The organism is Micromonospora sp. CNZ296 (assembly GCF_007827635.1).
Genome location: NZ_VISW01000048.1, coordinates 1 through 10,801 on the forward strand (window position 1 = coordinate 1; position 10,801 = coordinate 10,801).

Genomic DNA, 10,801 nt, shown 5'->3' on the forward strand with positions numbered 1-10,801 from the left:
GCCCGCCACGAACGTACGGGCGGCCCGCATCGGCCCGACGGTGTGCGAGCTGGACGGCCCGATACCGACGCTGAAAAGATCGAAAACACTGATCACGGCGCAATGCTCCTGTCATCGCCACGCACGGTGGTCTTCGGTTCCGCGCGACCGCCCATGGCTGCCTGGTCCGCGACGAACGATGCCGGAAGCTCCGCGTCGCGATCAGTCGGCGGCGCCAGGCTTGAAGGATCGAGCCAGGAGGAGCAGGTTCGCGGGCTTCTCGGCAAGCCTGCGGGTGAAATATGCGTACCAGTCCTGTCCATACGGCAGATACACCCGCACGCGGTAGCCCTCCCCCGCAAGCCGCGTCTGCTCGTTCGCGCGGATGCCGTACAGCATCTGGACCTCGAAATCGGTGGTGCTCCGGCCACCGGCGCTCGCGAGCCCGATGGCGCTGTCGATCAGGCGGGGGTCGTGGGTCGCCACCATGGGATAGCCCTGGCCCTGCATCAGGATCCGCAGGCACCTGTCGAATGCCTCGTCGATCTGACGTCGTCGCGTATATGCCACTGACGCCGGCTCCGCGTAGGCTCCCTTGACCAGGCGGACCCGGCTCCCTGCGTACGCGAGGCGCTGGCAGTCCGCCGGGGTACGGTGCAAGCACGCCTGCAGCGCCACGCCCACCCAGGGAAATTCGGTACGCAGTTCGTCCAGCACGGCCAGCGTCAGGTCAACCGTGGTGTGATCCTCCATGTCGAGGGTTACCGTGGCGTCGGCGGCAGCCGCAGCGGCACAGATGTCGCGCGTCAGCCGATAGGCGTGTCGGCGACCGTTGTGGGGCAGCGCGCTACCGAGCGCCGACAGTTTCACCGACACCTCGGCCATACCGGGCATCCGCGTCGCGGAGAGTAGGCTGAGATACGCGTCGCGTACAGCGGCAGCCTGCTCGACTGTCGTTGTTCCTTCGCCGAGATGGTCGATCGTCACCCGCATCCCGGATTCGACGATGCGCCGCGCCACTGCGATCGCCTCGTCGTTCACCTCGCCGGCAACGAATCGTTGCACCACGCCCCGGGTCAGGGGGGATCCGGCGATGATTCTCCGGAGTCGGTGACTGCCGGCCGCCATCAGCAACAGCTTGTTCGGCAATTGGGGTCCTTTCTCGGGGCTGTTGTCGCCCTCAGGAAGCAAGGCGTGACGAAGCGATCTACCACCCGCGGGAAGCTCGGGTTCCCCGTACGGTCAGGAGGTGTGGCCGGGGTGGAGGGGGTGCCGATCGACGAGGCGAGCCACCCGCGTGCGTAGCGACGTGTCAGCCTCCTTGGCGGTCAGAGCATCGGCGATGATGTCGGCCACCTCCGTGAAGTCCGCTTCGGAGAACCCTCGGGTGGCGAGACCGGAGGTACCGATCCGTAGCCCGGAGGTGACCATCGGCGGGCGTGGGTCGAATGGCACGGCGTTACGGTTGACGGTGATGCCGACGCCTTGCAGCAGCCGCTCCGCCTGCGCGCCATCGAGATCCGCGTGGCTCAGGTCGACCAGCACCAGGTGCACGTCGGTGCCTCCGCTGACCACCCGGATGCCGGCCTTCGCGACCTCGGCGGCGCAGAGACGATCGGCAACGATCTTCGCTCCGGTCAGGGCGCGCCGCTGCTGATCCTGGAACTGCGGTTCTCCGGCGATCCGAAAGGCCACTGCCTTCGCAGCCACGACATGCGCCAGCGGACCACCTTGCTGGCCTGGGAAGACCGCCGAGTCCAGCCTCCGCGCGAGATCGGTGTAGGCGCTGAGGATGGTGCCGCCGCGGGGGCCGCCGAGGGTCTTGTGCGTGGTCAGGGTGACGACATGGGCGTGAGGGACCGGGTTGGGATGCAGACCGGCCGCGACCAACCCGGCGAAATGTGCCATGTCTACGAGCAGGTATGCGCCTAGCTTATCGGCGATCCGCCGGAACCGGGCGAAGTCGAGCGTTCGAGGGTAGGCCGACCAGCCGGCGATGAGCAGCTTCGGCCGATGCTCGCGCGCCAGCTCTTGGACCTCATCCATGTCGATCAGGTGGTTCTCGGCGCCTACGCGATAGCTCACGGCCCGGTACAGCCGCCCCGAGTAGTTGATGCGCATGCCATGGGTCAGATGACCGCCGTGAGCGAGGTCGAGCCCGAGGATGGTGTCACCCGGCTCGATCAGAGCAGCCATCACGGCGGCGTTCGCCTGCGATCCGGAATGCGGCTGCACGTTCGCGTAGGCGGCGCCGAACAGGCGCTTGGCCCGGTCGATCGCCAGGCGCTCGATGTCGTCGACATGCTCGCATCCGCTGTAGTAGCGCCGTCCCGGGTAGCCCTCCGCGTACTTGTTGGTGAGGGCCGATCCCTGCGCCTGAAGGACGGCTCGGGGCGCGAGATTCTCGGAGGCGATCATGCCCAGGGTCTCGTGTTGCCGGCGTAGCTCCCGGCCGATCGCCTCGGCGACGGCGGGGTCGAGGTCGGCCAGATCATCGTCGAAGGCTGCCATCGGGGCCTACCGCGACTCGTTGGAGAAGGCGCGGTACTCGTCCGGCGACATCAGGGAAGGCATCTGCGCCAGCCGGACCCGCAGGAGCCAGCCTTTGCCGTACGGATCGGCGCCGATCAGGCCCGGATTGGCGATGACCGCCTCGTTGACGGCGACGACCTCTCCGCTGACCGGGAGATACAGCTCCGCGACCGACTTCGTGGACTCGACCTCTCCACACACGTCACCGGCAGTCAGGTGGCTCCCCGGCTCGGGCAGTTGCACATAGATGACATCACCCAGCGCTTCGGCGGCGAACGCGGTGATGCCTACTTCGGCCGGCTGAACCGAGTCGTTGACCCACTCGTGGTTGAGGCTGTACTTCAGGTGTTCCGGTACGTTCATGACGCTGAACCCTCGCAAGGAATGGCCGCGGATCACCGCGGACGACGGTAGAACGGAAGAGGGACGATCTCGACCGGCTCGGTGGTCCCCCTGATCTGCACGGCCAGCCGGATGCTGTCGCTGGTGCCGGCACGGATGCTGGCCATCGCGATCGGCCGTTTGAATGTGGGTGAAGGGGTGCCGCTTGTGATGAGGCCGACCGGATCAGCACCATGGCCGTCGTCGGTCAGCGTCACCACCTGCTGGCCCGCTCGGGGAATTCTCTGCCCGGACGCGACGAGGCCGACGAGCCGACGGGTAACGCCGCTCTTGTGGGCCTCGGCCAGCGCGGCTCGTCCGACGAAGTCGCCTGGTTTGACGAAGGACACCACCCGCCCCAGCCCGGCATCGAACGGGGTGACGTCACGGCCGATCTCTGCGCCGTACAACGGCATTCCAGCCTCGATGCGGAGGGTGTCGCGGCACGCCAGCCCTGTGGGCGTCAAGCCGTGACGCCGACCGGCCACAAGCGCTGCTTCCCACGTGCGCACCGCGTCTTCGGCGTGTACGAGCAGTTCGAAGCCGTCTTCGCCGGTGTAGCCGGTACGAGCGACGACGGCTGGACGACCGTCGATGTCCAGTAGCGCTGCGGTGTAGTAGCGGAGCCGGGTGAGTCCCGTACCGGTCAGGGCTTCCACGATGGGGGCGGCGCGCGGCCCCTGCACCGCGATGATCGCCCGCTCGTTCGTGCGGTCGGCGGCCCAGGCCGCGTAGTCCGCACAACGGGTCCTGATGGCCGCATGTACGACGCGTGTGTTGATGGCGTTGACGACCAGCAGGTACCGGTTCGATGCGAGGCGATAGGCAACGAGGTCGTCCAGCACCCCGCCGGCGGCGTCGCAGAGCATGGTGTAGCGCGCGCCACCGATCGGTACGGCAGACAGGTGCCCGACCAGAGCGTAGTTCAGTGCTGTCGGGGCCTCCGGCCCCGATACCTCGAGCTGCCCCATGTGGCTGAGGTCGAAGAGGCCGGCCTGTTCGCGTACGGCGCGGTGCTCAGCGAGCTCGCTTCCGTAGCGAAGGGGCATCCGCCAGCCGCTGAAGTCGGTGAATCGAGCTCCGTGTCCTATATGTGATGCATGCAGAGGTGAGCGGAGCAGAGCCGCAGGGTCCTGGTGCACGGGGGCGCTCCTCGTCCCGACGCACGCGGCGTCGAACGGTCGGTTGCCTCCCGCTCTGTCATTGACCTGAGAGCTTCACCGCTGCGTCAGCGGCTTGCACCGTGGGTGAGACGACGGTCGTCTGCTTTCCAGAGTCACCTCGCCTGCACGGTAATGGGGCCTGAGAGTTTCTTGGGAGTTTGCTCCTTCGGCGCTCCGAATGAACGGAGTCTCTCCCGTGCAGGTTCGAATGGTGTCTATGTAGTTGTGGGCCATTCGCAGGTTAGGTGACGGCACATACCGCGTCAACATCATCCTGCCCATAGCTGATGCCTATATATCGCCGTCGGATCGCTACGACGCTGCGGGATGGGCGTGGGGATTGGCCCGCCACCATCGGGCGAAGGCAGCGTTGTCGTTGACGTGATCCAGGTAGGCCCGGGTGATGGCCTGGAACAAAGCGCTGCTCTGTGCAGAGGTCAGCGCATCGCGCCGCCAGACGACCATCAGCCTGGCCAGCAACTGCGGCTCCCCGCGCAGCGGCAGCACCCGAGTCCCGGCGGCCGGGGCCCAGGTCGGGTCGACCAGCCGGACACCGTCTCCGGCGGCCACCAGTGGGTGCGCGGCGCCACTCGGCGCTTCGTACCGGATCTTCGGCTCGAAACCTGCGGCGCGGCAGGCCCGTCGCAGCGAGGCGAGTGAGCCGTCGTCCGGCCCCGGCGGACACACCCACGATTCGTTTCTCAGGTCGGCCAGCCGCACCTGCTCGTGGTGGGACTGCGGGTGGGAGGCGGACATGGCGACGAAGATCGGGTAACGGGGGATCAGTGGCCGGCTGGTGAGCGTGGGACCGATCGGCAGCTCGAAGCCCTCAAGGATGCCCAGCAACGCGGCATCCAACTGGCCTCGGGTGAGCGCCTCCACCAACAGTCGCGAGGACGGCTCTATCTGCAGCGCGATCTCCGGATCCGGGAACGCTTCCGCGACGTGGCGTACGAGGCTGCCCGCGCAGGCGATGTGGACGGTGCCGAGTCGGAGCAAACCTGGAATGGGGTGCCGGTCGCCGAAGTCCTCGACGAGCGCGTCGACCTCGGCCAGCACGACGCGGGCGCGCTGGAGCACCTGCTTGCCGAGTTCGGTCGGTTGCATACCGGTACGGCTTCGGACGAACAGCGGCCCACCGACCGTCTTCTCGATCCGATGCACCTGGGCCGTCAGCGCGGGCTGTGACAGGCCCAGGCGGGCGGCGGCGCCGGTCACGCTTCCGGCCTCGGCGATGGCACTGATCGCCCGCAGGTGGCGCACATCGATGCCCATGACCGAGATTATGCACGCGGCCGCAGGCGGCGCGGCGGCCACAGGCCAGGCGGGCGCGCCGCCCGGCAACTCCCGCCGGGCGGCGAACTCATACCCATCACATGTGGTTCAGTAGCGCGTGCTCACCGTGGTGCCAGAGCAGGCGGTCTTCCCGTAGAGGCTGATGTAGTGGTAGCCGGCGGCCGGGCTGGGGATGGCCAGCGACTCGGTGTTGCCGGCCCCGGCGGAGGAGCGGGTGGCGTTGCTGGTGGTGGCCCAGCTCGACGGACTGTAGTAGAGATCGCAGTTGCCCGTGCCGCCGGCCACGGCAATGGTGAGGGTGCTGACGCCGGCGGGCAGGTAGATGTACAGGTAGTCGTAGTTGCCCGCGGTCGCGGAGCGTCCACTGCGCTGGCAGTTGCGGTCGAGGGTACGCGTGTCAGTGCCGCTGCATTCCGGCACGGTGGTGCCGCCACCCGTCGTGACCGAGATCGTCTGGGACGATCTCGCGGTCGCCCCCTGGTTGTCGGTGACCGTCAGCGAGACGGTGTAGGTGCCGGCCGCAGCGTAGGTCTTGCTGGGGTTGACGGCCGACGAGGTGCTCCCGTCCCCGAAGGCCCACTGCCGGGAGGCGATGCTGCCGTCGGCGTCCGAGGACCGGTCGGTGAAGGTGGCGGTGAGCCCACTGGTCGCCACGGTGAACGAGGCGGACGGCGGCTGGTTGGTCGGGGGCGGCGTGGTGCTCCCGCCGCAATCCCCTGCCGCGCAGCGCGTCAGCCAGGCGTCGAAGTCGGCGTCGTAGCGTGAGCCGATGGTGCTGGTGAGGTACGTGCGGGCGGCGTTGAATGCCCCCGATCGGTAGTATCCGAGCACTGTCGTCATGTCCGGCCGATGGGACTGCATCATGTACCGCACGGCCAGATAGCCCCAGTTGTAGATGCGCGTCTGGTCGTTGTTGTAGGTGGTGTCGAACAGCGTGCGCAGCGCATAGGTGTGGTTGCCCGCCTGGCTCTGGGCACTGGTGTAGGTGACGTTCCGGTAGGAGTAGGAGACGTACTCGGCGAAGCCTTCGATCCACCAGATGGTAGGTGTGGTGATGTTGGCGCTGAAGTCGCCGTACATGTTGAACCGGCCATCGAGGTAGTGGGTGTACTCGTGGTTGAGGTTCCAGATCTGGAAGGCCGGCCGGACCCACTCGGCTTCGTAGGCGATGAACCTTGCCTGGTTGTTGGGGTCCGACGGGTTGCCCTCCAGGTACATGCCACCGTTGTTCGTATCGATGCCGTAGATGGCGCCCGCGTAGGTCTGGTAGTCGGTGCTCGAGTTGAAGACGACAACCTCGATGTCGGTGTTGACATCGCCTGCCACCGGCCCGCTGTCTGCGACCAGGCTGTGGAAGTAGGCGTCCTGGCCCTTCAGGCTGGTGCAGGACTGGCTCAGTTCAGCCGAGGTCATGTCCTGCGCGACGATCTTGATCGACGGGCTGCATGTGTAGTTGATGGTCAGGACAGAGCTGGTCAGCTGGGCGGAGAGGTTGCAGGTGGTGTAGTAGGAGCAGTTGGCGACGTCGTATGCCTGGGTCATCTCCGCGACGCCGACCCAGAGCGGCGCGGTCGGGCCGGTCATGTTGCTTCGCGAGAGAAGCGCCGACGCCATCGGCCGCACGATGGGCTTGAGCGGGGCGTGCTGCAGGAATCGTCCGAGTTCCCGGCCCGCGTTCGACGTGAGGTAGCCGTTGTCGGTGCCGAGAAGACCAGCGTGGGTGTTCGCGAAGTTGTACAGGTTGTCGAGCACGGTGCGGTCGGCCTGCACGGCGGAGACGAACGCGGGCACCTGGTGGCCTCGGAACAGCACCGTGTAGACGTTGTTGACCGCGTTGAGCATGTACCAGGACGAGGTGTACGACGAGTTGAAGCCGGTCAGGAGCCGGTTCACCACGAACAGGTATCGGGCGTTCTCCTGTGCGCTGTCGATGAGCGTCACCGCCTCCGCCAGGGTCTCACCGTTGGCGTCGGTCACGTCCCAGGCGCGTGGGTTCGCGAAGAAGGCGTCGAGCGCTGAGCGGATCGCGGTCTGGAGTGCCGGCCCGTAGGTTCCGACGCTCGTGTCGTACCACTGCACGTAGTAGCCGGCCCGCAGGTAGAGAACGAGCTGGGGCATGCCGGTGGAGGGGTTACCCGGGTAGCCGGGCGAGCCGTCGCGCACCGCGTACGCGACGCTTGCCATCTGCGCCTCGCGGAAGGCGTTGTAGGCATCGCTGCCGGAGAGGCTGAACAGGCTGTTGATGCAGTCGACCGTGGATCCCTTGATCTGGCTGACCAGCGCCGACCCCGTTCGGCTGGTGAAGTCTGCGGTGCTGCAGGCGGCAGCGGCGGCGCGAGACCCGGCGTCCGACGGCCGAGCGCGTCGCTTCGGGGTTGCCGGGCGGTCGTAGTCGACACGGGCGGCGTCCTTCGCGGCCGGCTGCGGCGGGCGCTTGTGTACGGGGAGCGCCTGCTCGCTCACATGGTCTACCCGGTCCTTGCCCCGAACAGTCGCATCGCCCGCTGCCGGCGGTGCCGCATCGGCCTTCCTGGCCTGCTGCCCGGGTGGCACGGGCCGCGCCGAGTTCGCGGCGGCCGGCGGCGCGATGACGCCGCAGGCGAGCGTCAGCGCGGTGAGCACGCCGATCAGCTGACCTAGTCTTCGCCGCAATGGGTGTCCAGACATGCTCTCTCCTCATGGGCGAGGGTGTGATCCAGCAAAGGCGCTGACGCACTTCGATGGATGCTTGGGGGGTGGACGCTAGCCAGGCGGCTCCAGCGGCCACAACGAGTCCACAGCGGGTGGTCAGGGTGGCCCGCCTGGGCCTTACCGGAACCTGTGAGCGATGCGTCGAGGGTCGTCGGATCGATCAGGCGACGTGATGGACAGATGACATGAAAGCGGGCGGTCCGGTCGTGCGATCGTCCAGGTGTTCACGATTCAGACACCGGACGGCAACCATGGCGACCATCTTGCTCATCGACGAAGACCATCGCTATCGGCGGCTACTCGGCGATCAGTTGACGCGCTTCGGTCATCTGGTCACCGAGATCGCCCTCCATGAGAGCGGGCGGACGTTGTCCGACCTGACCTGCCACACCCACCGGAGGCCGGATGTCGTGATCGTGGACCCGGTCGTGCCGGCGGTGGACGGGCTGCTGCTGATGCGCCTGCTGTGTGTCGCGTCCCGCCGCCCGGTTCTGGCACACAGCATCAGGAGTATCGATGATGACGTCGTCCGCATGCTGCGCGCCGGCGCAGACGGATTCCTGCCGAAGCCGTGTCCACCCGCGGTGGTTGACGCCTCCGTCCGCGCTCTGCTGCGCCGGGTTCCGCCGGCACCGCCTCCGGCGCCGTCCGAGGTCGGCGCTCTTCGCATCGATGTGGCAGGTCGCAGCGTCTCAGTGGACGGACGACCCGTGGCGCTGACGCGTACCGAGTTCGAGCTTCTCGCCTATCTCGCGGAGCACCCCGGCCGGGTGGTGCCACGGTCGCAGCTCCGGACGAGGATCCGCGCGGAGGGCCTGCCGTCGGCGGCGTCCCTGGACGTCCTGCTGTCCCGTCTGCGGCGCAAGCTGGGCGAGCGCTCGACAGGCACGAAATACCTGCACACCGCTCGGGGGCGGGGAGTCTCGTTGCGACCGGTTCCGGCGCGGGAGCAGATCACGCAGACATCCGGGAGCGATGCGGCGCGTTGATCGCCGATCGTTCTGGGCCGCGCCGCGGCGCACTTCATGGAGGACCGCGATGCGTTGCGGCAAGGGACGTGGTCCGGCGGGCCGTTACCAGACGAAGCAGCATGACGAGGGACGAGTGTGATGTCATGGGGAAGATCGGTCATCGGCCCGCCGAGCGACAACTCGCTTACACGTTCGGGGGTCGGATACCAGTCGCGCATCTGCGCTCCGGTGACGTGCTGGAGGTGTACACCGAGGACTGCTTCGGTGGCCGGCTTCGCAGTGCGACCGACCTGTCGTCCTGGATGTTGGAGACGCCGCATCTGAATCCGGTCTCCGGACCCTTCCTGATCGAGGAGGCCGAGCCCGGTGACACACTCGCCATCCACATCGTCTCGGTCGTTCCCGCGCGAGACTGGGGGGTGTCGTCCACGCCTCCACACATCGGCGCGCTCGGAACCGGTGTGCGAGCGCTCGCGCTTGGCGCACCGGTCGAGGCGCGGGTCTGGTTCTACGAGATAGACCGTCGGGCTGGAACGGTCCGGTTCCAGTCGACGAGAACGGACCATGCAGTGGACCTGCCGCTGGAGCCGACTATCGGCACCATAGGCGTGTCTCCCGGGAGACTCGAGGCTCGGTCCACCATGGTGCCTGATTTCTACGGCGGGAAGCTCGACATCCCCGAGGCGCGTGCGGGCGCGACCCTGTACCTGGGTGTCAACGTTCACGGGGCGATGCTTGCGCTCGGTGACGGCCACGCTCGCCAGGGGCACGGCCAGGCCTGTCCGGCCGGTGTGGCGATCGCTACCGTCACCACTGTCGCCATTGAGGTGATCAAGGGATGGCAAACCAGCTGGCCACGGTTGGAGACCGACCTCGATCTCATGTCGATCGGCTGCGCCCGTCCTCTCGATGACGCCTATCGAATAGCTCACCAGGATCTGGTGAGCTGGGTCGGATCCTTGGCGGGGCTGGAGATGCTGGACGCTCATCAGCTCGTCTCGCAGGCAGGGCGGACGGCCCTCGGCAACGTGCGCGACGCGAACTACACGCTTCTCGCCGCGATCGGGAGACGGCTGGTCCCCCATCCTGCTGCCGCGTACGACGACGCACACGATCGGCTCAAGCGGACCGCCGCCTCGGCGGGATAGCGGTCGTCGATCCCTCCACGCACCGGGGCGTGCTTGCTGGTCGATGAGAGTGCTGTTCGTCGTCGCGAGGCGCCGTCAGACAAGCTGTTGGGTGCCTCGACCAGCGCGGCTGGAAAACGGGGCTCTCCATCGCGAACGTCGAGTAGGTGCCGAGGATAACCTCGAAGAGGCGGTCGGCCTGTTCGGCACTCATGCGACGGCGATGCCACCAGAGCGTGAGGTGCATGCGCAGCGGTTCCCCGGCGAGGGGAACGACTGCGACTCCCGGACCGCCATGGGAGGTCGGCTCCACCAGCTGAACGGCGCGTCCGGAGCCGACGAGCTGCCGCCCGCCGCCGCTAGGCACGTCGAACTGGATTCGCGGGGTGAAGCCTGCCTTGCGGGCCGCCTGCCAGAAGGCGGACAGGGAACCGTCCTCTCCGCCGGGCGGCCTGATCCATGCCTCTTCTTTGAGCCCTTCCAGGGGGATCTCCCGAAGACCCGCCGCCCGGTGGGCGCTGGAGACAGCGACGTACACCGGGATTGCCGACGCGAGCACCCGCTCACCTAAGGGACGTCTCGTAACCCCGGTGTCTGTCTAGTCAGGACGATCGGTCAGGATCCCTGGGTGCAGGTGATCACCGCAGCCAACCCTGACTGG

General features: G+C 67.4%; 10 protein-coding genes and 1 riboswitch. Of the genes, 2 read left to right on the top strand and 8 right to left on the bottom strand.

Annotated elements, in window-relative coordinates; translation table 11 throughout:
• From FB455_RS33705 to FB455_RS33735, 7 genes are all read right to left on the bottom strand, one after another.
• A partial coding sequence (locus FB455_RS33705) for a serine dehydratase beta chain (protein ID WP_145755309.1) occupies positions 1-96 on the bottom strand: 96 nt, incomplete at its 3' end.
• Positions 97-201: 105 nt separating this feature from the next.
• Entirely contained in the window at positions 202-1,128 is a 927-nt protein-coding gene (locus FB455_RS33710) for a proline dehydrogenase family protein (protein ID WP_013476189.1), read from the bottom strand.
• Positions 1,129-1,221: 93 nt separating this feature from the next.
• Positions 1,222-2,490 (bottom strand): serine hydroxymethyltransferase, encoded by a 1,269-nt coding sequence (gene glyA, locus FB455_RS33715; RefSeq protein WP_013476188.1) that lies wholly within the window; start codon positions 2,488-2,490, stop codon positions 1,222-1,224.
• Positions 2,491-2,496: 6 nt separating this feature from the next.
• Complete coding sequence (gcvH, locus tag FB455_RS33720) at positions 2,497-2,874, bottom strand: glycine cleavage system protein GcvH (protein WP_013476187.1); 378 nt, start codon at positions 2,872-2,874, stop codon at positions 2,497-2,499.
• 32 nt (positions 2,875-2,906) lie between these two features.
• Entirely contained in the window at positions 2,907-4,034 is a 1,128-nt protein-coding gene (gene gcvT, locus FB455_RS33725; RefSeq protein WP_030274974.1) for a glycine cleavage system aminomethyltransferase GcvT, read from the bottom strand.
• A gap of 138 nt (positions 4,035-4,172) precedes the next feature.
• Positions 4,173-4,262, bottom strand: a riboswitch (glycine riboswitch).
• A 105-nt stretch (positions 4,263-4,367) separates the two neighbouring features.
• Positions 4,368-5,330, bottom strand: coding sequence for a LysR family transcriptional regulator (locus FB455_RS33730; RefSeq protein WP_013476185.1), 963 nt, complete (start codon positions 5,328-5,330; stop codon positions 4,368-4,370).
• Between the two features lie 108 nt (positions 5,331-5,438).
• A complete protein-coding gene (locus FB455_RS33735; RefSeq protein WP_232236795.1) occupies positions 5,439-7,973 on the bottom strand; it encodes a collagenase in 2,535 nt (844 codons plus the stop codon).
• A 320-nt stretch (positions 7,974-8,293) separates the two neighbouring features.
• On the opposite strand from FB455_RS33735, the gene FB455_RS33740 reads away from it, so the two are divergent.
• Both FB455_RS33740 and FB455_RS33745 read left to right on the top strand, forming a co-directional pair.
• Entirely contained in the window at positions 8,294-9,031 is a 738-nt protein-coding gene (locus tag FB455_RS33740) for a response regulator transcription factor (protein WP_051611145.1), read from the top strand.
• Between the two features lie 101 nt (positions 9,032-9,132).
• Positions 9,133-10,161, top strand: coding sequence for an acetamidase/formamidase family protein (locus tag FB455_RS33745; protein ID WP_232236796.1), 1,029 nt, complete (start codon positions 9,133-9,135; stop codon positions 10,159-10,161).
• Here FB455_RS33745 and FB455_RS33750 read toward each other — a convergent pair.
• On the bottom strand, positions 10,133-10,699 hold the full coding sequence (locus FB455_RS33750) for a LysR substrate-binding domain-containing protein (RefSeq protein ID WP_486481638.1): 567 nt from the start codon (positions 10,697-10,699) through the stop codon (positions 10,133-10,135). The genes FB455_RS33745 and FB455_RS33750 overlap by 29 nt on opposite strands.
• Positions 10,700-10,801 lie beyond the last annotated feature (102 nt).